Origin of the sequence: Enterobacteriaceae endosymbiont of Donacia sparganii, from assembly GCF_012569045.1 — a bacterium.
Lineage (GTDB): Bacteria > Pseudomonadota > Gammaproteobacteria > Enterobacterales > Enterobacteriaceae.
Genome location: NZ_CP046196.1, coordinates 357,480 through 379,600 on the forward strand (window position 1 = coordinate 357,480; position 22,121 = coordinate 379,600).

General features: G+C 20.4%; 19 protein-coding genes, 1 tRNA gene and 1 rRNA gene. 4 read left to right on the top strand and 17 right to left on the bottom strand.

Annotation, left to right across the window (positions count from 1 at the left end; translation table 11 throughout):
* Window positions 1–2: 2 nt before the first annotated feature.
* Window positions 3–1,573, bottom strand: a 16S ribosomal RNA gene (locus GJT98_RS01775).
* A gap of 196 nt (window positions 1,574–1,769) precedes the next feature.
* The gene (murI, locus tag GJT98_RS01780; RefSeq protein ID WP_168821247.1) at window positions 1,770–2,582 is read right to left on the bottom strand and encodes a glutamate racemase; all 813 of its coding nucleotides are present in this window, start codon (window positions 2,580–2,582) and stop codon (window positions 1,770–1,772) included.
* A gap of 161 nt (window positions 2,583–2,743) precedes the next feature.
* Between murI and GJT98_RS01785 the strand changes: the two genes are divergently transcribed.
* Window positions 2,744–3,904 carry a cysteine desulfurase family protein gene (locus tag GJT98_RS01785; protein ID WP_168821249.1) on the top strand — a complete coding sequence of 387 codons (1,161 nt, stop codon included), beginning with the start codon at window positions 2,744–2,746 and terminating at the stop codon, window positions 3,902–3,904.
* Between the two features lie 29 nt (window positions 3,905–3,933).
* Here GJT98_RS01785 and pykF read toward each other — a convergent pair whose 3' ends face one another.
* The 8 genes from pykF to murJ form a co-directional block, all read right to left on the bottom strand.
* Window positions 3,934–5,343, bottom strand: a complete 1,410-nt coding sequence (gene pykF / locus GJT98_RS01790; RefSeq protein WP_168821251.1) for a pyruvate kinase PykF — start codon at window positions 5,341–5,343, stop codon at window positions 3,934–3,936.
* Window positions 5,344–5,415: 72 nt separating this feature from the next.
* Window positions 5,416–5,847 carry a cysteine desulfuration protein SufE gene (gene sufE, locus GJT98_RS01795; protein ID WP_168821253.1) on the bottom strand — a complete coding sequence of 144 codons (432 nt, stop codon included), beginning with the start codon at window positions 5,845–5,847 and terminating at the stop codon, window positions 5,416–5,418.
* Window positions 5,848–5,852: 5 nt separating this feature from the next.
* Window positions 5,853–7,082 (bottom strand): SufS family cysteine desulfurase, encoded by a 1,230-nt coding sequence (locus tag GJT98_RS01800; RefSeq protein ID WP_168821255.1) that lies wholly within the window; start codon window positions 7,080–7,082, stop codon window positions 5,853–5,855.
* Entirely contained in the window at window positions 7,072–8,352 is a 1,281-nt protein-coding gene (locus tag GJT98_RS01805; protein ID WP_168821257.1) for a SufD family Fe-S cluster assembly protein, read from the bottom strand. The genes GJT98_RS01800 and GJT98_RS01805 overlap by 11 nt, the downstream gene beginning before the upstream one ends.
* Window positions 8,342–9,085 carry a Fe-S cluster assembly ATPase SufC gene (sufC, locus tag GJT98_RS01810; RefSeq protein ID WP_168821259.1) on the bottom strand — a complete coding sequence of 248 codons (744 nt, stop codon included), beginning with the start codon at window positions 9,083–9,085 and terminating at the stop codon, window positions 8,342–8,344. Before sufC ends, GJT98_RS01805 begins: the two co-directional genes overlap by 11 nt.
* A 30-nt stretch (window positions 9,086–9,115) precedes the next feature.
* A complete protein-coding gene (gene sufB, locus GJT98_RS01815; RefSeq protein ID WP_168821260.1) occupies window positions 9,116–10,564 on the bottom strand; it encodes a Fe-S cluster assembly protein SufB in 1,449 nt (482 codons plus the stop codon).
* Between the two features lie 4 nt (window positions 10,565–10,568).
* A complete protein-coding gene (locus tag GJT98_RS01820) occupies window positions 10,569–10,952 on the bottom strand; it encodes a HesB/IscA family protein (protein WP_168821262.1) in 384 nt (127 codons plus the stop codon).
* A gap of 252 nt (window positions 10,953–11,204) precedes the next feature.
* Complete coding sequence (murJ, locus tag GJT98_RS01825; RefSeq protein ID WP_168821264.1) at window positions 11,205–12,752, bottom strand: murein biosynthesis integral membrane protein MurJ; 1,548 nt, start codon at window positions 12,750–12,752, stop codon at window positions 11,205–11,207.
* 185 nt (window positions 12,753–12,937) lie between these two features.
* Here murJ and ribA point away from each other — a divergent pair, with 185 nt between their 5' ends.
* A complete protein-coding gene (gene ribA, locus GJT98_RS01830; protein WP_168821266.1) occupies window positions 12,938–13,531 on the top strand; it encodes a GTP cyclohydrolase II in 594 nt (197 codons plus the stop codon).
* Here ribA and sbcB read toward each other — a convergent pair.
* Window positions 13,523–14,947: an exodeoxyribonuclease I gene (sbcB, locus tag GJT98_RS01835; protein ID WP_168821268.1), complete on the bottom strand. Its 1,425-nt coding sequence runs from the start codon at window positions 14,945–14,947 to the stop codon at window positions 13,523–13,525. The genes ribA and sbcB overlap by 9 nt on opposite strands.
* A 56-nt stretch (window positions 14,948–15,003) precedes the next feature.
* Here sbcB and GJT98_RS01840 point away from each other — a divergent pair.
* A tRNA-Ser gene (locus GJT98_RS01840) sits at window positions 15,004–15,088 on the top strand.
* Window positions 15,089–15,146: 58 nt separating this feature from the next.
* Complete coding sequence (locus GJT98_RS01845; RefSeq protein WP_168821270.1) at window positions 15,147–15,713, top strand: DedA family protein; 567 nt, start codon at window positions 15,147–15,149, stop codon at window positions 15,711–15,713.
* 3 nt (window positions 15,714–15,716) lie between these two features.
* Here the strand turns inward: GJT98_RS01845 and GJT98_RS01850 are convergent, their stop codons facing one another.
* From GJT98_RS01850 to nuoI, 6 genes are all read right to left on the bottom strand, one after another.
* On the bottom strand, window positions 15,717–17,189 hold the full coding sequence (locus tag GJT98_RS01850; protein WP_168821272.1) for an NADH-quinone oxidoreductase subunit N: 1,473 nt from the start codon (window positions 17,187–17,189) through the stop codon (window positions 15,717–15,719).
* Window positions 17,190–17,240: 51 nt separating this feature from the next.
* The gene (nuoM, locus tag GJT98_RS01855; RefSeq protein WP_168821273.1) at window positions 17,241–18,761 is read right to left on the bottom strand and encodes an NADH-quinone oxidoreductase subunit M; all 1,521 of its coding nucleotides are present in this window, start codon (window positions 18,759–18,761) and stop codon (window positions 17,241–17,243) included.
* A 61-nt stretch (window positions 18,762–18,822) separates the two neighbouring features.
* Window positions 18,823–20,691, bottom strand: a complete 1,869-nt coding sequence (gene nuoL / locus GJT98_RS01860) for an NADH-quinone oxidoreductase subunit L (RefSeq protein ID WP_168821275.1) — start codon at window positions 20,689–20,691, stop codon at window positions 18,823–18,825.
* Window positions 20,688–20,990: an NADH-quinone oxidoreductase subunit NuoK gene (gene nuoK, locus GJT98_RS01865; protein WP_168821277.1), complete on the bottom strand. Its 303-nt coding sequence runs from the start codon at window positions 20,988–20,990 to the stop codon at window positions 20,688–20,690. Before nuoK ends, nuoL begins: the two co-directional genes overlap by 4 nt.
* Before the next feature lie 40 nt (window positions 20,991–21,030).
* Window positions 21,031–21,531 (bottom strand): NADH-quinone oxidoreductase subunit J family protein, encoded by a 501-nt coding sequence (locus GJT98_RS01870; protein ID WP_168821279.1) that lies wholly within the window; start codon window positions 21,529–21,531, stop codon window positions 21,031–21,033.
* A gap of 25 nt (window positions 21,532–21,556) precedes the next feature.
* The gene (nuoI, locus tag GJT98_RS01875; protein WP_168821281.1) at window positions 21,557–22,099 is read right to left on the bottom strand and encodes an NADH-quinone oxidoreductase subunit NuoI; all 543 of its coding nucleotides are present in this window, start codon (window positions 22,097–22,099) and stop codon (window positions 21,557–21,559) included.
* Window positions 22,100–22,121 lie beyond the last annotated feature (22 nt).

Sequence of the window (22,121 nt, forward strand, 5' to 3'; positions counted from 1 at the left end):
GTAAAGGAGGTGATCCAACCACAGGTTCCCCTACGGTTACCTTGTTACGACTTCACCCCAGTTATGAATCACAAAGTGGTAAGCGCCCTCCTGTAAAAGGTTAAGCAACTTACTTCTTTTACAACCCACTTCCATGGTGTGACGGGCGGTGTGTACAAGGCCCGGGAACGTATTCACCGTAGCATTCTGATCTACGATTACTAGCGATTCCGACTTCATAGAGTCGAGTTGCAGACTCCAATCCGAACTAAGATATATTTTATGAGATCCGCTTACTCTTACGAGGATGCTTCCCTTTGTATATACCATTGTAGCACGTGTGTAGCCCTGGTCGTAAGGGCCATGATGACTTGACGTCGTCCTCACCTTCCTCCGGTTTATCACCGGCAGTCTCCTTTGAGTTCCCAGCCTAACTGATGGCAACAAAGGATAAGGGTTGCGCTCGTTGCGGGACTTAACCCAACATTTCACAACACGAGCTGACGACAGCCATGCAGCACCTGTCTCATGATTCCCGAAGGCACTAAAATATCTCTATTAAATTTCATGGATGTCAAGACCAGGTAAGGTTTTTCGCGTTGCATCGAATTAAACCACATGCTCCACCGCTTGTGCGGGCCCCCGTCAATTCATTTGAGTTTTAACCTTGCGGTCGTACTCCCCAGGCGGTCGACTTAACGCGTTAGCTACGAAAGTTATAAGTCAAGCTTACAACCTCCAAGTCGACATCGTTTACGGCATGGACTACCAGGGTATCTAATCCTGTTTGCTCCCCATGCTTTCGCACCTGAGCGTCAGTATTCGTCCAGGGGGCCGCCTTCGCCACTGGTATTCCTCCAGATATCTACGCATTTCACCGCTACACCTGGAATTCTACCCCCCTCTACGAAACTCAAGCTAATTAGTTTCAAATGCAGTTCCTAAGTTAAGCTTAGGGATTTCACATCTGACTTAATTAACCGCCTACGTGCTCTTTACGCCCAGTAATTCCGATTAACGCTCGCACCCTCCGTATTACCGCGGCTGCTGGCACGGAGTTAGCCGGTGCTTCTTTTACAAGTAACGTCAATGATAAAATATATTAGATTTTATCTTTTCTTTCTTGTTGAAAGTACTTTACAACCCTAAGGCCTTCTTCATACACGCGGCATAGCTGCATCAGGCTTTCGCCCATTGTGCAATATTCCCCACTGCTGCCTCCCGTAGGAGTCTGGACCGTGTCTCAGTTCCAGTGTGGCTGATCATCCTCTCAGACCAGCTAGGGATCGTTGCCTAGGTAGGCTTTTACCCTACCTACTAGCTAATCCCATCTGGGTTCATCTAATGGTATAAGGTTTTATATAAAAAATAAAATCCCCTACTTTAATCTTAAAAAAAGAYATTATGCGGTATTAGCTGTCGTTTCCAACAGTTATCCCCCTCCAAAAGGCAGATCCCCAGATATTACTCACCCGTTCGCCGCTTGCCGACAATAAAAAAATTTTGCAATTTCTTTATTTCGCTGCCGCTCGACTTGCATGTGTTAGGCTTGCCGCCAGCGTTCAATCTGAGCCATGATCAAACTCTTCAGTTATACATAAAAATTTTAACAAAAATAAATATATAAATTTTATTAAAACAAATTTATACACTTAATAACACTCTTCAAAGAGTGTCCTTAAAAGTTTTTTACAAATTTTTAAAGAACTATAAAATAGTATTAACTATCTTACATATTCATAATAAATAGTCAAGTATTTTATTTAAAATTTAAATAAAATTATAATCTTCTATATCTTTAATTTAGAAATAATGGTAAAACCTTTTTTTAAAAAAAAAAATTTTATTTTATTTATAAATTTATTTGTTTTAGTGTAAAAAACAATATTTTTTTTTTTACTTGAAATTATTTCATTATAATTTATTATTTTTTTTAATTTTAAAAGAATATTTTTTTTAGAATCTAAAAAACTTATATTTTTAGGGAAAATAGTTTTTAATTCATTTATAATTAATGGAAAATGTGTACAACCTAAAATTATAGTATCTGGAAATATTTTTAAAGTAAACCAAGAAAGAAAAATTTTTTTTATTTCATCTATAATAATTTTATATCCTAGTAATTTTTTTTCAGCTAAAAAAACTAATTTAGAAGATGATATCGTTTTTATTATATATTTTTTATTTAAAAAATTAATTTTTTTTTGTATTTTAGAATTTTTTAAAGTTGTATTAGTCGCTAAAAAACCAATTACGTTATTTTTAGTTTTTTGAATAGCTAAATTTATAACAGGAGTAACTCCAATAATAGGGAAATTAAAATATTTTTTTATTTGAGGTAAACTAGAAACACTAGCAGTATTACATGCAAGAATTGCTAATGAAATATTATAACTATTTGAAATTTTTTTTAAAATTTTAATTAATCGTTGTAAAATAAAATTTTTTGATTTATTTCCATAAGGAAAATATTTATTATCTAATAAATAGATAATATTTGTATTAAAAAAAATATTTTTAATATAATTATATATTGTAATACCACCTAGTCCAGAATCAAAAATAAAGATTGTTATTTGTGATTTTAAAAATATTTCTTTCATAAAAGATCCTAATTTATTTACAATATTTATATTTTAAAAATAAATAATATTATTCTTTTAAATTAATAAATATATATTATATAATATGAAAATATTAAATTTATTTTTAATAATTTTTACTTTATTAAAAATATATAAATTATATATTAATATTTTAAAATATGAAAAAATTAATTTATTTAGATTATGCATCTACAACTCCAGTTGATAAAAGAGTTTTAGAAAAAATGAATAATTATCTTACTATAGAAGGAATATTTGGTAATCCATCTTCTTATACACATGCTTATGGAATAGAAGCAAAAAATGCTATTGAAAAAGCTAGAATTAATATAGCAAATATTATTGGTGGAACAGAAGAAGAAATAATTTTTACATCTAGTGCTACTGAATCTATTAATTTAGCAATTAAAGGAATTATATATAATTATTTTAATTGTCAAAAAGAATATGTTATTACAAGTACAAGTGAACACAAAGCTGTATTAGAAACTTGTAATTTCATAAAAAAATTAGGAGTAAAAATTATATATATACAAAATTCAAATACAGGAATAATAAATTTAAATTTATTAGAAAAACAAATAACAAATAAAACTATTTTAGTTTCTATAATGCATATTAATAATGAAATTGGAACTATTAATGATATAAATAAAATTGGTAATATATGTAAAAAAAAAAATATATTTTTTCATGTAGATGCTACACAAAGTGTAGGTAAATATTCATTAAATTTAAAAGAAATGAATATTGATTTATTATCATTTTCTGCTCATAAATTTTATGGACCGAAAGGAATAGGAGTTTTATATATTAAAAAAACTAAAGATAAAATAATCTTATCACCATTATTACATGGTGGAGGACAAGAAAAAGGGATAAGATCAGGAACCTTAGCTGTACACCAAATTATTGGTATGTCAACAGCATTAAGTATTGCTAATGATGAATTAAAAAAAGAAAAAAAAAGAATAAAAATATTAAAAAAAAAATTATGGAATGGAATAAAAAATATTTCGGGTATATATTTAAACGGTAATTTAAAAAATAGTTCTCCCTATATCATTAATATAGGCTTTAAAAATATTTTTAATAAAATTCTTATGATAGAATTAAAAAATATTGCTATATCATCTTCTTCTGCATGTAATTCAAATATTCATAATACATCACATGTTTTAAAATCTTTAGGATTAACAGAAAAATTAATTCATAATTCTATTCGTATTTCTCTGGGTAGATTTACTACTAAAAAAGAAATTAGTATTACAATTAAAAATTTATATCTTGCTATTAAAAAAATTAGAAAAAATTTATAACTTTTATATAAAAATATAATTTTTAAAAATTATATAATATGTACAGAAGTTGTATTAGTTGTCCCACTGGGAACTAGTGCACCTGATACCATCACAATAACATCTCCCTTTATAGCATATTTACTAGATAAAGCTACTTTTTTTCCTATAAGATAAAAATCATCTGTAGATGATATTTTATTAACTAATTTAGGTATTATTCCTTTACTTAAAATTAATTGTTTTACAGTTTTTGTATTTGTAGTTAAAGCTAAAATAATTGCTTTAGGAAAATATTTTCTTATTGATTTTGCTGATTTTCCTAATTGAGTAGCTACAATGATTAAAGGAGCTTTTAATTTTTCCGCTATTTCTACTGCACTACGACAAACTGCATCAGTAATACTCATATCTGTATTATCATAAAAATTAATTCTATTAGTCATTGTAATATCTGTTCTTTCACAAATTGTTGACATAATAGATACAGATTCTAATGGATATTTTCCTTTAGCACTTTCTCCAGATAACATTACAGCATCTGTTCCATCTAAAATAGCATTAGCTACATCACCAGCTTCTGCTCTTGTTGGACGAGGATTTTTAATCATAGAATCTAACATTTGTGTTGCTGTTATGACTATTTTACCAAAATAATTACATTTTTTAATTATCATTTTTTGAGCAAAAATTACATTTTCTACAGGAATTTCTACTCCTAAATCACCTCTAGCAACCATTATACCATCAGATATATCTAATATTTCATCAAAATTGTTCAATCCTTCTTGATTTTCAATTTTAGCTATAACTTGAATATTATTTCCATTATGTTTTTTTAAAAAATTTTTTATTTCTAAAATATCTTGTTTTTTACGAATAAAAGAAGCAGCTATATAATCTATTTTATTTTGACAAGCAAAAATTAAATCATATTTATCTTTTTCTGATAAAGCAGGTAATTTTATGGATATTCCAGGTAAATTAATACTTTTATTTTCTGATAATTTTCCATTATTTAATATTTTACAAATAATTTTATTATCTATAATTTTTAATACTTCCATTGCTATTAAACCATCATCAATTAATATTTTATTTCCAATATTTAAATCATTAATAAGATTAGGATAAGTAATAGCAACACATTTATTATTACCAATAATTGATTGATTAGTAGTTAAAACAAATTTTTTTCCAGATTCTAAATATACATCTTGACCTTTATATAAAGTCATAGTACGTATTTCAGGTCCTTTAGTATCTAATAAAATTGCTGCATTTTTACCTGTTTCTTTTATAATTTTTTGTAAAGTATTAATTCTTTTTTTATGATCATTATGATTACCATGTGAAAAATTTAATCTAGCAACATTCATTCCTAAATTTAATAATTGAGTTAAAATATATTTAGATTCAGAACTAGGTCCTATAGTACAAACTATTTTTGTTTTTTTCATAATATTTATATTTCCTAAATTTATCTAGTAAATTAATATTAAAATTAATTATATTTTTTATAATATTTTTATTTATTTTAAACTTAAAATTAATTTTCTTAATTTATTTTTAATTGTTTTAATAATAATATTCATACCTTGTATCCGGGAAAAAGTTAAATATTTATTAAAGTATAATTTTTTAAAACATGATTTAATATCAAATTTAATAATTTCATTATAAGTTTTTTTATTATAAAAAACAAAAATCATTGTTAATAACCCTTTAACTATAGAAGAATCACTATCTCCTCTAAATATAATATTATTATTTGAATCAATTTCTATTGAAATCCATACTCTACTTTGACATCCTGGAATAAAATTTTCTAAAGAATGTTGTTTAGGTAATAAAACAGGAATTTGTTTACCTAATTCTATTATATATAAATATTTTTCTTCCCAATTATTACAATTTATAAAATTAATTTTAATTTTATTTATACTAGGTAAAATATATGACATAATGATTAATTTAATAAATTATTTATATGTATTAATTTTTCTGTAAAAAAATTAATATCGTCTATATTATTATAGATAGAAAATGAAATTCTACACATAGATTGAACTTTAAAATATTTCATAACAGGTATAGAACAGTGATGACCAGTACGAATAGCAATACCATATTGATTTAAAAAATTACCTACATCATAGGGATGATGTTTTCCTAAATTAAATGCAATTATACCTATTCTATTATTAGTAAAATATTTTTCTCCAAATATTTTAATATTTGATATAGAACTAAATTTTTCAAAAGTATATTTTGTTAAAAATCTATTATATTCAATTATATCTTTGATATTAAAAGACATAAACCATGATATTGCTGCTCCTAAACCTATAATACCAGATATATTTGGAGTCCCAGCTTCAAATTTCCAAGGTATTTTTTCCCAAACAGGATTATTTTTATATATGTCTACAATCATACCTCCTCCTCCTTGCCATGGAGGCATTAATTCTAATATTTCTTTTACTCCATATAATATACCTATACCAGTAGGTCCAAAAATTTTATGACCAGAAAAAACAAAAAAATCACAATCTAATTCTTGAATATCAATTTTTTGATTTGCAATTGCTTGAGCACCATCAATTAAAGTTATAATTTTTTTTTTTTTAGCTAACTGAATTATTTTTTTGATAGGATTAATAGTTCCTAGAATATTAGAAATATATGTAATTGATATTAAACAAGTATATCTATCAATTAAATCATCAATTCTATCTAATTTTAAATTTCCATTTTTATCTAATGGAATAACACGTATACTAAATCCTATTTTTTTAGATAATATTTTCCAAGGAATAATATTAGAATGATGTTCCATTTCAGAAATAATAATGTTATTATATGAAAGAATATTATTTTGTCCCCATGTATTTGCAATTAAATTAATACTCTCTGTTGTACTTTTTGTAAAAATTATTTCTTCAGTATATTTTGCATTAATAAATTTTGCAATTTTACAACGTATTTTTTCCATTTTATTTGTTGCATTTATACTTAAGTTATAAATACCTCTATTTACTGAAGAATATTCATTTTTATAAAAATAATTTAATGCAGAAATAACTTTTTTAGGTTTATGTACAGTAGTTGCATTATCTAAATAAATAAGTTTATTTCCATTAATTTTATTAAATAAAATAGGAAATTGTTTCCTAATATTTTTTATATTAAAATTCATTAAAAAAATTCTCTACTGACAAATAACATGATATTTTTTTTGAGATTTTTATTTTTAAATTGTTATTATTAATTTCTCTTAAAGAATCTTTTATAAATATTATAAATAATATATTATATGCCTTTTTAAAACTTATTCCTCTACTTCTTAAAAAGAATATTTGATTAGAATCTATTTTACCTGTAAAAACGCTGTGTTGACATTTTACATTTTTATTAAAAATATCTAATTTTGGTTGTATATTTATTTTTGATAAATTACTTAATAATAAACTACTATAATTTATTTGTCCATTTGTTTTTTCTGCATATTTATTAATTTTTAATAATCCAATTGAATTTATAGTAGATTGATCTAAACTAATTGCTTTATGTGATTGAATACTACAACAATTTTTTCCATTATGTTCTATATGATTATTTATGTTAATTAAATTATCATTTTTAGAAAATAAAATACTTTTATATATTAATTTTGATTTTTTACCTATAAATTGAAAATTATTACTTTGATTCATATGTTTATTAGAAATAAATAAATCATATTTTTTTAAAAAAATACTATCATATAAATAATATTCATTATTAATAGAGCAACAATTTTTGTTATTATTTTCATTAGTAAAAAATCTATAGTATTCTACTTTAGAATTATTTTTTAAAATTAAAGTATTATAGATATTATTAAAATATAATTCATCTGTATTTATATGATGTTCTATTATAGAAATAGAAGATATATTATTTATATATATATAATTTCTATAATTAGACATAAAAATTTTATTATTTTTATTTCCTTCATTAAAATATACTAAATAAAGTGGTTTAATGTTAATATTTTTAACATGATTAATATCAATAGATACGATTTCTTTTGTTAAAGTTTCAGATAAACAAGTAAAGATATTATTTTTAAAAAAATTATTTTTATAATCAATATTATTATATGTATTAATATTTATTTTATAATATAAATTATTTATATTACTAATATTTTTATCTATTTTCCCGTTAATAAAAAATAATATAACAGAATCTATTTCAAATAAAAAATTTTTTAATTTATTTTTATTTATAGATAATGTTGGGGAATTTATTAAGAAATTATTATTTATATATTCTAAAAATTTTTTTTTATCATTATCATATTTTTTATTTTTTAATAAAATTTTTAATTTAAGCCAATTAATTTCTGATTTATTTGAAAAATGATATTTTTTATGTAATTTATAAATATTTTTTATTTGATTATAAATATTATTTTTCATTAATCCATCCATATCCATGTTTTTCTAGTTGTGAAATAATATCAAGTTTTCCTGATTTAACAATTTTCTTATCATATAAAATATGGACATAATCTGGATTTATATAATCAAGAATACGACGATAATGTGTAATAATTAAAAATGACCTATTTATGTTTTTCATTAAATTAATTATTTTAGCTACTAATTTTAATGCATCTATATCTAATCCAGAATCAATTTCATCTAAAATACAAAGATCTGGTTCTAATACAAACATGTGAAATATATCATTAATTTTTTTTTCACCTCCAGAAAAGCCCACGTTTACAAAACGTTGTAAAAAATCTTTTGATTTTCCTAAAATTTTTATTTTTTTATTAATAATTTCATTATAGGTAAATCTGTCTAATTTAATTTTTTCTTTATATTTTTTTATTGCTTTTAAAGAATTGAATAAAAATATATTATTACTTAATCCTGGAATTTCAATAGAATATTGAAAAGAAACAAATATTCCTTCTCTAGCTCTAATTTCTGGTTTCAGATATAATAAATTTTTATTTTTAAAATATATTTCTCCTTTAGAAACAATATATTCTTTTTTTCCAGATAATACATATGATAATGTACTTTTGCCTGAACCATTAGGTCCCATAATAACATGAATTTCTCCAGAATTTATAGATAAATTTAATTTATTTAAAATTATTTTATTATTTATGTGAACATATAAGTTTTTAATTTTTAACATAATTTTTTAATTATTACTAAAGATATTGTTTTATCCTATACTATTTTCTAAATGAAGAGATAATAATTTTTGTGCTTCTACTGCAAATTCTAAAGGAAATTTAACAAAAATTTCTCTACAAAATCCATTAATAATAAGAGAAATAGCATTTTCTTTATCTAATCCTCTTTGTAAACAAAAAAATATTTGGTCTTCTTCAATTTTAGAAGTACTTGCTTCATGTTCAACTTGTGCAGTATTATTTAATATATTTATAGTAGGATATGTATGTGCACTACATTTAGAACCAATTAAAATAGAATCACATTGAGTAAAATTACGAGAATTTTCTGCATACTTATTAATATGAACTAATCCACGATAAGTATTTTTACTGTTTTCCGTAGAGATACTTTTAGAAATAATTGTTGATTTTGTATTTTTTCCTATATGAATCATTTTAGTACCAGTATCAGCTTGTTGATTACAATTGGTTAAAGATATAGAAAAAAATTCTCCAGTAGAATTATCTCCTTTTAAAATAATACTAGGATATTTCCAAGTAATAGCAGATCCTGTTTCTGATTGAGTCCAAGACATCTTACTGTTTTTTCCTTTACATATTGCTCTTTTAGTAACAAAATTTAAAATTCCTCCTTTATTATTTAAATTTCCTGAAAACCAGTTTTGTACAGTCGAATAATTAACTTGTGCATTTTTATGTAAAATTACTTCAACTACTGCAGCATGTAATTGAGAATTATCTCTAATTGGTGCAGAACAACCTTCTATATAATTTACATAACTATTTTCATCAGCAATTAAAATAGTACGTTCAAATTGTCCTATTTTTTTTTCATTAATTCTAAAATAGGTAGATAAATCTATAGGACAATGTGTATTTTTTGGAATATAAATAAATGTTCCGTCCGAAGCTACAGCGGCATTTAATGATGCAAAAAAATTATCATCTGCAGGAACTATAGAACCTAAATATGTTTGTACTAATTCAGGATAATCTTTTATTGCATCATTAAATGAACAAAAAATTATTCCTTTATTTAATAATTTTTTTTTATTTGTTGTAATAACTGAAATAGAATCAAAAATAGCATCAATAGCTATATTAGAATTTTCATTAATAGGAATATTTAATTTATTAAATGTTTTTTTAACTTCAGATGTTAAATATTTATTTTTAATATTTTTATTTTTTTTTACCTTATATAAAGGAGTAGGAGTAGAATAATAAATATAATTTTGATAATTTAATTCTTTATAAAAACCATTTAACCAGTGAGGTTCTTTTTTATTAATCCAAGAATAATATCCTTTTAATCTAAAATCTAACATCCATTTTGGTTCATTATGTATTTTAGATATTTGAAATATTGTATCTAAATTAATACCAGGAATAAATTTTTTATTTTTTAATTTTGTAAAAAATCCTTCTTTATATTTCTTTTTTTGTTTTCTTAAATATTTTAAATTATTATTCATATTATTAATTCTTTTTATAATCAATATTAAAACTTTTTTTACATCCACAAAATTGTTTAATTTTATTATTATAAAATTGAAAAGATTGTAAAAAATTATTTTTTGTAAAATCAATAATAGTACCATCTATAAAAATAATATCTTTATTATTAACAAAAATATATATTTTTTCTTTTTTAAATAATATTTCATTATCAAGTATTTTTTTTATTAATAAAATTTTATATTTAAAACCAAAACAACCAGATTTTTTTAAAAATAATTTAATTTTTTTATCATATTTTTTAATTATTTTATTTATTTGTAAAAAGGCATTTTTTGTTATATATAAACCTTTATAATTATTTTGTTTACATTTTAAATGTATTAAATCTTTTTTAATTATCATATAATAACCTAAAAATATAAATTTATACATATTTTAATATATAAAAAAAATGAAGAAAATTTAATAAATTTTAATATATAAAAATTAATTATTTTAAAAAATTAATTTTACATATTAATCTAAGTTAGATAAAAATTATTTTTTGTTTAACTTAAATAATTATCTTTTTATAATAAAAATTATAAATTTTGTATATTATTTAAATTTAAATAATTAATTATTAATATATTAATTATTTTAAAAAATAAAATATTATTTTACCATATCTTTTAAAGAAAAATCTTTTATACGAAATCCTAATAAAAATAATATAAATATATATAATACAAAAATTAAAAAACAAATACTTAATAAACAAAACATACGTATTTTAAAAGGAGATAAAATTAACCATTTTTCAGATATTATTTTAGAAATAAATAATAAAAATATACTTAAAATAATTGTTACTATAGTAATTCGAGATAAAAAATTTAACCAGCCAAATTCTGGTTTATAAATATTTCTTTTAACTAATGTTTTAAATAATAAAATAACATTTAAAAATGCTGCAAAACATATAGAAATAGGAAATCCTATATGATGTAAGAAAAAAATAAAAATAGGACTAATTAATTGAGTAATAATTAAAACAAATATATTAATTTTAACAGGTGTTTTAACATCCTGTCTTGCATAAAAACCTATAGCTAAAACTTTTGCAATTATTAAAAATATTAATCCAAATGAATATATAATAATATTTATTTGTGTCATTAATACATCAAAATAAGTAAATGCTCCATATTGAAATAAAGCAATTAATAATGGTTTAGATAAAAATCCTAAAATTAATGAACTAGGAACTATTAATAAAAAACATAAACGTAATCCTATATCCATTAATTGATTATATTCTTTTTTTTTATTTTGATTAAAAGCATCAGTTAAAGCAGGTAATAAAACTATTGTTAATGCAATTCCAAACATACTTATAGGTAATTCCATTAAACGATCAGCATAATAAATCCAAGTAATTGATCCTGTAATTAAAAAAGAAGCAAAAGCAGAATTAATTAGTAAAGATATTTGTGTAGCTGTTACACCAATAATTGCGGTACCCATTTTTTTAAAAACTCTTAATACTCCTTTATCAAATTTTTTAAAATTAGGTATAATTAACATATTTATTTTTTTTAAATAAATTAATTGATAAAAAATTTGTAATAATCCACCAATTAATACAGCCCATGCTAAAATTAATATTGAAGGTTCTAAAATATTAGGAAATATTATAATTAATAATATCATGCTTATATTTAATAAAATAGGAGTTATGGCTGGTACAAAAAAATTTTTCCAAATATTTAAAATTGAACTAGCTAATGAAGATAATGATACTAATAAAATATAAGGGAATGTCATTTTTAATATTTTTGATGTAAGTTTTAATTTATAATCTGTATTAACAAATCCAGGAGCAATTATAGAAATAATAAAAGAAGAAAATATTATTCCTAATACTACTATTATAGAAAGTATGATAATTAATATACCTGAAGTAGAAGCAATAAAATTTTCTGTATCTTTTTTACTTCTTTTATTTTTATATTCAGCTAATATAGGAGTAAAAGCTTGAGAAAATGCACCTTCTGCAAATATACGACGTAATAAATTAGGTAGTTTAAAAGCTATAAAAAAAGAATCACTATAAATTCCTGCACCAAAAAATTTTGCTATAAGACTATCTCTAATAAAACCTAATAATCTAGAAAACAACGTTATTATACTAACTGTCGTTAATGACTTTAATAAATTCATATAATTCCTAAAAATAATAGTTTATTATATAAATAAATTATTTTAATAAAAAATTCAATATAATAAATTATTTTCTTTTATAAAAAATATTTTAAAAAATATTTATTTTAATAAAATTTTTTAATAGATATTTATTTTTTATAAATTTTAATTTATTTAATAAGATTTTTCATAGGTAATATATTATGAATATAAAAGAAATATCTAGAGCAAAACTTCCAACAAAATGGGGAGAATTTATTATAATAGGTTTTGAAGAAATAAATACAGGTAATAATCATATTGCTTTAATATATGGATTAAAAAAAATATATAAAAATTCAAGTATATTAACAAGAATACATTCAGAATGTTTAACAGGAGATGCTTTTTTTAGCTTACGTTGTGATTGTGGTTTCCAATTACAATTAGCTTTAGAAAAAATTTCTAGAGCTGATTGTGGTATATTAATTTACCATAGACAAGAAGGTAGAAATATTGGTCTTCTAAATAAAATTAAAGCATATAATTTACAAGATCATGGTTTAGATACTGTAGAAGCTAATTATAAATTAGGTTTTCATGCAGATGAAAGAAATTTTATTTCTTGTATAAATATATTAAAAATATTAGGTATTTTGAATATTAAATTATTAACAAATAATCCTTATAAGATTAATATTCTAAAAAAAAATGGGATAAATGTTATAAGTAGAGTTCCATTAATTATAGGTTGTAATATATATAATTATAAATATTTAAATACTAAACATCTAAAATTAAAGCATATATTAAATTAATATATTTAATAAATTTTTTACATATTGTAACAAATTTTTTAAAATTATAATTTTTTTATTACAAAATTGATTTTGTAAAAGTTTTTCAATTTTTGAAATATAATTATTTAGGAATTTTTTATTAAAAATATTTTTTTGATATATATTCCACTGTTTCTGTTCTATTTTATTTAACATAAATGGGAAATTTCTTGCTTTATATTTAAATAATAGAATATTAGCTCTTGTATCTCTAAAAGAGAGTTTATTAAAATTTATATTAGTAAATTTTTTATTACATATTTGTTTGAATTTTAATAAATCTTCATTAGGAAAAAAATTTTTGTATAGTTGTTGATCTACATTATAAATATTTGTTTTGTTATTTAATTTATGAAAATTAATTAAATTTAATTTAATAATTTTTTTTATTTTTAAAAAATTTTTTTTAAATAGTATAAAATTATTTATATAAAACGTAATATTGAATTTTAAACGTTCAATATCTGTTTTTTTTAAAATATTTAAAGGCATTAATAATGGAGATTTACTAAAATTAATAGATTGTATATATAAAAAAATATATTCTTTATTTAAAGTTATTTTATTTTTAAAAAATTTTAAAAAATTATTTATATTTTTCATTAAATTAAAAGAAATTAATATATTTTTATTTTCTGGATGCCAAAATAATGGAGTAATACAATTTATATTATTATTTTTATTTTTATAAAAACTACTAATATGTATTAAAATTTGAATTTTTGATAAATTTATTAATTTTATTAATTTTTTTTTATTTCTAAATTTTAAAAAATATTCATATAACAATGGTTGTTTTTGTTTTATTAATCTAGTTATAGATATTGTAGTATATACATCAGATAAAGCATCATGTGCTTTATAATATGGAATTATATTATTTAAAATAGCTATTTTTTCAAGATTAAATATTGGAACATTATTAATTTTAGGCCAAAAAATTCCATTAGGTCTTAATACATAACATGCTCTAACTAAATTTAATATATCCCAACGACTATTATGGTTTTTCCAAAACCAACTATATGAATCTAAAAAATTACGATAAAATAAAAATTTACTAAATTCATCATCAAAATTAATATTATTATATCCTAATATACAAGTATTAGGATATAAAAATATTTTATTAATATAATTAGCAAATTCATTTTCTTTAATTCCTTTAGAATTAGCAATATAAGGACTAATATTATGAATAATAATAGATTGCGGATCAGGTAAATAATCATTAGGTATTTTACAATAAAGTACTATAGGTGAATTAATTATATTTAAATTTATATCAGTACGTATACAAGCAAATTGAGCAATTCTATCTTTTTGGGGATTTAACCCAAAAGTCTCATAATCATAAAATAAAAAATTAAATTTTAATTTTTTTTTCTTTAACATAGTATATAATACTATTATATTATTAATATTTTTACAATAATTATTATATAAATTATGGTGAGATGGCCGAGTGGTTTAAGGCGCATGCCTGGAAAGTATGTATATGGAAACATATCAGGGGTTCGAATCCCTTTCTCACCGAAAAATTATATATTTTTTTATAAAATATTAAATATTTTTTATATATGTAATATAAAATATGCTTGCTATTAATATTGCTAAAATAATAAATAAATACGGTTATTTTATTATATTATTAAGTTCTTTAGTTGAATGGGAAACATTTATTATAATTGCTGGAATGTTAGCTCATAAAAAAATATTATTTTTAAATAAAATAATCTTTATTACTATTACAGGTTCTATCATAAGTAATCAAATATTATTTTATTTAGGTAAAAAATATAGTAAGAATTTTTTATCTTTTTTTAAAAATTATAATTTAAAGATTCAAAAATACCGTAATTTAATTCTTAGCTATCCCTATTTATTTATTATCTTTACAAGATTTATTTACGGCTTTAGATTAATAAGTCCCATTACAATGGGTATTATTAATATTTCTAATATAAAATTTTTTTTATTAAATGTTATTGGTGCTGTTATTTGGACTATATTTTTTACTATTACTGGTTATTTTTTTGGAGAAATTATATCTACTTGGATAAAAGATTTTACTAAAATTATTAAATATATTTTATATATTATTTTATTATTTATAATACTTAAAATTTTATTTAAAATAATAAAAAAATTATACTTTTAATATTTAAATAAAAATTTTAATATATTGAATAATAAATTCAGGATATAAACCTATTATTATAGTCAATATACTTAATATTAATAATATATTTTTAATAAAAAAATAATTTTTATTTTTTATTTTAGTAAGATAAATATCTTTATTTATTTTAGATGGATTTAAATATAAACTAATAATAATACGTAAATAATAATATAATCCTATAGAACTTCCTAAGATAATAGCAGCAGTTAAATACCATATTTTAATTTTTATACTTAATGCTATTAAATAAAATTTAGATATAAAACCTATAGTTATAGGAATCCCAGCTAAAGATAATAACATAATAGTTAATGTAAAAGTTAATATTGGATCATACCAAAATAATCCACGATAAAAATATAATTTATCTATATTTTTTTCTTGTAAAGTTAAACTAGAAAATAAACTTATTACTCCTAAAATACCTAAATTATTTATTATATAACCAATAATATATATACCCATCATTTCTAAAGAAATTAAATGTATTTTATATTTTTGATTATAAATTAAAATTATAAACATATAACCAATATGAGCTATAGACGAATACGCTAATAAACGTTTAATATTATTTTTTGTCATAATACCCATAATATTACCAAATATAATTGATAATATTGAAATTAAAATTAATATTTTATATAAAAAATATTTATTATTATTAATTTTAGAACAATAAATTAAAAATTTTACTAAAAATATAAAAATAGATGATTTACTAAATGTATTTAAAAACATTGTAACAGGTGTAGGTGCACCTTGATAAACATCAGGAGTCCATAAATGAAATGGAACTATAGATAATTTAAATCCTAAACTTACAAAAATTAAACATAATCCAATTATAGTTAAATAATTAATTAAAAATTTATTATAAAATAAATAATGATTTAATAAAAATATGAAATTTAAACTACCATTATCTAAATAAATAAAAGATATTCCCAGTATTAAAAATGATGATGCTATTGTAGATAAAATTACATATTTAATACTAGCTTCTAATGAATATTTTAATTGAATATTATAACTTATTAAACCAAATGTAGGAATAGATATTAATTCAATACCTATTAACATAGAAATCAAATTATTTGAATTTATTAGAACCATACTACCTAGAGTTGATATTATAATTAATATATAAAATTCGTCTTTATTATATTTTAAAGTAGATAACCATTGATATGATATTAAACATATTAAAATATTGTTACAAATTAATATAATTATATAAAATATAGAATATGTATCATTTAAAAATAAAGAATTAATTAAAAAATTATTATTTTTTGTATAAATAATAGATATTATCGTTAATATAAATCCTAAAATTGTAATAATTAAACTTGTTAAATTATTTCTTTTAATTGATATTTTTATTAATAAAATTATTATTAATGAAATAATAGTAATTAAAGGTACTAATGATATTAATGATTTAGTCATAAAAAATTTCTATTTTATTTAATTAATTTTGTGTAAAATTATATATAAATTTTATTTATAATTAGTTAATATAATCCTATTATATATACTACTCATAGTTGAGTCTGATATATTTAAAATAATTTGTGGATAAAATCCTAAAATTACTAATAAAATTACAAGTGTAAAAATAATAATTTTTTCTCTTAATAACATATTTTTTATAAAAATATGTATTTTAGTTTTAGAACCATAAAAAATTTTTTGTATCATATTTAATGAATAAATACTAGAAAATAATAAACTAAAAGTAGCTATACTTGTACATATAGGATATGAATGAAAAGTTCCTAGTAATATTAAAAATTCTCCTATAAAATTTCCTGTCCCAGGTATCCCAATACTAGCAAAAGCAAAAAATAAAAATAATCCTGGTAATATTTTTATATAATTCCATATTCCTCCCATTATTTTAATATTTCGTGTTTTGAGTCTTTCATATATTTGCCCACAAAGAATAAATTGTGCTGCAGCAGAAATTCCATGTGATATCATTTGTATTATAACTCCTTGATAAGCTATTTTATTATGACTATAAATTCCCATTAAAATAAATCCCATATGAGATATGGAAGTATATGCTATAATTTTTTTAATATCTGATTGTGTACAAGCCATCCAAGAACCATAAAATATACCAGACATCCCTAATAATATTGCAATAAATGAAAATTTTAAAGATGATATAGGAAACAAAGGTAAAGTAAATCTTAATAATCCATAAGCTGCTGTTTTTAATAAAATACCTGCAAGATCAACTGATCCAGCTGTTGGAGCTTGACTATGTGCTTCAGGTAACCAACCATGAAAAGGTATTATAGGCATTTTAACAGCAAAAGCAATAAAAAAAGATAACATTAATAGAAATTCTGTTTGTAAACTTAAGTGATTTTTTAATAAATAACTATATTCAAAAGTTAATATACCAGTTAATGTTTGATTTAAAAAAACTAAAGATAAAATTCCACATAACATTAATAAACCGCTAGATTGAGTATAAATAAAAAATTTAGTAGCAGCTTTAATACGACTATGTCCTTTGATTCCTTTATGTCCCCATAAAGAGATTAAAAAATACATAGGTATTAACATAATTTCCCAAAATAAAAAAAATAAAAACATATCTACAGATAAAAATACTCCAATAACTCCACTTAAAATCCATAATAAGTTTAAATGAAAAAAACCATGCCATTTTTTAACTTCATTCCAAGAACATAAAACAGCCATTATTCCTAATAATCCAGTAAGATTAATCATTATTAATGATAATCCATCTATTGCTAAATGGAAATGTATTCCAAATCTTGGTATCCAATTTAATATAAATTCTGAGATCCATAAAGGATATATAAATGATATTTTATCATTTAAATGATATATATATAAAATATATTCTAAAATTGATATAAAAAAAATACAACTAATAGAAATCAGAGATATCCAACGAGGTAATTTAAAATTTATTTTTTCACTTTGCCAACAAATTATACCACTAATAAAAGGAACTAATATTAACCAAGGTAATAACATAAGAAAATTTCCTAATTATATTTTTTATTATTATATATATAAATTTAATTTTATTATTTAATTAATTATTAATTAATATTATTAAATATATAATAATTAGTATTAATCCTAAATACATTGTTGATACATACCAACGAATATATCCACTTTGACTTATTAATAATATTTTTCCTGTTTGATTTATAATTTTTATTATTAAAAAATCTATGAATTTAGAAATAGGATCATTTTTGATAATTGATAATATATTTATAAAAATATTTACAAAAAATTTTTTATAAAAAAAATCTATATAACATCCATTTAAAAAAAAATGATTTATAAAATAAAAATTATAACAATAATTTTTAATAATTTTTTTAATAAAATTTTTATTTTTAATATAAAAAAAATATGAAATAAAACTTATTATAAATATAAAAATGGATATTAATCCTAATATATGATAATAATTATGATTAATTAATAATATTTTATTAGGTAATAAAAATTTTTTTTTAATTGGTAATATTTTTATTCCAATATAACTTGATAATATACTTAGTATTATTAATGGAAAATTATGTGTAAAATAATTTTTTCGTATAGTAATAGAAAAAATATTTTTTTTACCATAAAATATAGTATAAAACATACGTATAATATATAGAGAAGTAAAAAAACTACCCATTATACCAATAATAAATAAAAAAATATGTTTATTTATTATAATTTCATATAAAATTTTTTCTTTAGTAAAACTACTCATAGTAATAAAAGGTAAAGATACTAAAGATATAGAACCAAATAAAAAACAATAATATATCAAAGGAGAATATCTTTTTATTCTTCCTATTTTAAATATATTTTGTTCATTTTTACATGAAGTAATAATAGATGCAGTACATAAAAAAAGTAGTGCTTTAAAAAAAGCATGTGATATTACATGGAATAAAGCAGCATACCATGAATTAATTCCTAACGCTAAAAACATATAACCAATTTGACTCATAGTAGAATAAGCTAAAATACGTTTAATATTATTTTGAACTAGAGCAGATAATCCAGATAATAATAATGTTATTGAACCAATAATACTAATTAAAAAAAGTATATTATTATTCATCAAAAATAATATATTATTGCGTAAAATTAAATAAATCCCAGCAGTAACCATAGTAGCTGCATGTATAAGTGCAGATACAGGAGTTGGTCCAACCATAGCATCTATTAACCAAGTATTTAATGGAAATTGAGCAGATTTACTTAATGCTCCTATAATTAACATTATTGATATTATTTTTAAATAATATGATTTATAATAAATAGGAGATGATGTTATTAAATTTGATATTTCTAAAAAATTAAAAGTATTAAATATTTTAAATATTAAAAAAATACCAATAATTAGAAAAATATCACTAAAACGAGTTATCAGAAATGCTTTTATAGCAGATAAACCATTTGAAGATTTTTTATAAAAAAATCCTATTAATAAATAAGAACATACTCCAACTCCCTCCCAACCAAAAAACATTAAAACAAAATTATTAGCTAAAATCAATAATACCATATTTGCAATAAATAAATTAGTATATGCAAAAAATTTAGAATATTCTTTTTCATTTTTCATATACCAAATAGAAAATATATGTATAAAAAAACCTACCCATGTTATAAGAACTAACATAGTTAAAGATAACATATCTAAATAAAGATCAAAATTAATATATAAATTATCAATATTTAATATTTTCCATAGAGATTGTTTATATGAAAAAATTCCATTTTTAATAAAAATATATCCTATTATTGATGCAATAATTGCACTTATTCCTATAGAACTAACTCCAATTATTGAAATTTTATTTTTGTTAAAATAATTTGGGAATAATGATAAGATTAAAAAACTAATTAATGGTATTAAAATAATTAAAAAAAGAAATTTCATCCATTCATCTCGCTAATTGAATCAATATTAATATTATTTTTATAATAATATAATTTAATTAATAGAATTAAACTTACACAAATTTCTATAGCTGATATACTAATTGATATTATATACATAATTTCTCCTTCCGTTTGTTTCCAATAATTACCAGAAATTATACATGATAATGCAGAAGCATTTATCATTATTTCAGTACAAATTAAAATATATAACATATTACGTCGAATTATTATTCCAGTTAATCCAATAATAAATATTATAATTATAAACATTAAAACATGATATAAAGGAATCATTTTATATTCTTCTTTTATTTTTAAATATTTAATAATAATTTTAATTAATTTTTCTTTTTCCTATATGTAAAACAATGATTATTCCTGATAGTAAAAGTATTGATACTAATTCTACAATAATTTTATATTGTGTAAATAAATTTATACCAATATCTTTTATACTAATAAAATTAGTAGTGATATATTTTTTATTATATAAATTACTTAAAATATAAAAAATTAGTATTAAAAATATTAAAGTTAAAAATAAAATAATTATTAAAAATAATATTTTTTTTAAAAAAAATTTTTTTTCTTCTAATTCAATATTTTTATAATTTAAGAACATTAAAAAAAATATAAATAATACAACAATTGCTCCTGCATATATAATAATTTCTAATGCACCAGCAAAATAATCTCCTAAAATAAAAAATATACATGATATTGAAATTAATGAAATTAAAAAATATAATAATGTATAAATAGGATTAATACTAATAATAATTAAAAATGTAAAAATTATTGATATACATCCTAATATATAAAACATTATTTCCATACATAAGACCTTTTTAAAATTTAAATTATGGTAATATATTTTTTATATCTACTTCGATACTGGAATCTTTATTTATATTATTATGATTATTTTTAATATTGACTCCTGAAATATTATAAAAATTATATTTAATATCTTTTCCTTGATTATTAATTAACAAATTTTTTTTTTCATATATTAAATCTTTTCTATTAAATTCACATAACTCAAAATCTGGAATTAATTGTATTGCTCCCGTTGGACAAGCTTCTTCACAAAATCCACAAAAAATACATCTAGACATATTAATTCTGAAAAATTCAGGGTAAGATCGTCCATTTTTCTTTATTTTTTTTTTCAAAGTTATACAACCAACAGGACAAGAAACTGCACAAAGATTACAAGCAACACATCGTTCATTATTATCTGAATCAACTGTTAATATAATTCTACCTCTATATCTTGGTGGTAAATAAATTTTTTCTTCTGGATACATTATAGTCTCTCTTTTACTAAAGAGATTAATAAAAACTAAAAAAATACTTTTTACCTGACTTATTAAATCTATAAAAAATTTTATAATTTTCATAATTTTATTTTTTTTAAAAATA